This is a genomic window from Streptomyces sp. NPDC005899, from assembly GCF_040629645.1.
In the GTDB taxonomy this organism is placed as follows: domain Bacteria; phylum Actinomycetota; class Actinomycetes; order Streptomycetales; family Streptomycetaceae; genus Streptomyces.
Genome location: NZ_JBEXWB010000716.1, coordinates 1 through 1,026 on the forward strand (window position 1 = coordinate 1; position 1,026 = coordinate 1,026).

1 protein-coding gene is annotated in these 1,026 nt (G+C 74.4%); it reads left to right on the forward strand.

Annotation, left to right across the window (positions count from 1 at the left end):
• Positions 1 to 137: 137 nt before the first annotated feature.
• A partial coding sequence (locus ABZ371_RS32885) for a serine/threonine-protein kinase (RefSeq protein WP_358686652.1) occupies positions 138 to 1,026 on the forward strand: 889 nt, incomplete at its 3' end.

Genomic DNA, 1,026 nt, shown 5'->3' on the forward strand with positions numbered 1-1,026 from the left:
GTGGGCTTCGGTAGGCTCGGCGGCGCAAGCGATGGGTAGGACCGGACTCGGGGGCGAACGTGACGGCGCATCAGCAAGGACCGGCTCCGGCCGGCGGATCGGGCGCCTCGGCGGCGGACGCGGAGGTCTTCCAGCCGCTGGCCGACGACGACCCGCGCAGTGTGGCCGGGTATCTCCTCAGCGCCCGGCTCGGGGCCGGCGGTATGGGCAAGGTCTACCTCTCGTACACCCCCGGCGGGCGGCCCGTGGCGATCAAGGTGATCCGCCCCGAGTTCGCCGAGGACCCGGAGTTCCGCCGCCGGTTCCAGCAGGAGGTGCGGGCCGCCCAGCGGGTGCAGGGCCTCTACACCGCACCGGTGGTCGACAGCGATACGGAAGGCCCGCGACCCTGGCTGGCCACCGCCTACGTCCAGGGACCGTCCCTGCACGCGGCGGTCGCCGCGCACGGGCCGATGCCGGTGGCGTCCGTCCTGCTGCTCGTGGCCGGGATCGCCGAAGCGCTGCAGGTCATCCACGGCGCCGGTATCGTCCACCGCGACCTCAAGCCGTCCAACGTGCTGCTCGCGGTGGACGGGCCCCGCGTCATCGACTTCGGCATCGCGCGCGCCGCGGACACCACCGCGCTCACGGGCACGGGCGTCAGCGTCGGCACGCCCTCCTTCATGTCCCCGGAGCAGGCGGCGGGCACGAGCTGCACGGCGGCCACCGACGTCTTCGCGCTGGGGCAGATCGCGGTGTTCGCCGCGACGGGTGCCGCCGCGTTCGGTGACGGTTCGTCGCACGCGGTCCTCTACCGGATCGTCCACGAGGACCCCGACCTGTCACGACTGCCTGACGAGTTGCGGGACGTGGTCACCGGCTGCCTCGCCAAGGACCCCGCCCGCCGGCCGTCCACCGCGCGGATCATCGAGCTGTGCGGCCTGGCTTCCCAGGACCCCGCGCTGCGCCGCCCGGGCGGCTGGTTGCCGTCCTCGTACGCCGCCGACCTCACCCAGGCTGCCGCCCCCACCCCGCCGCCGCATCCGG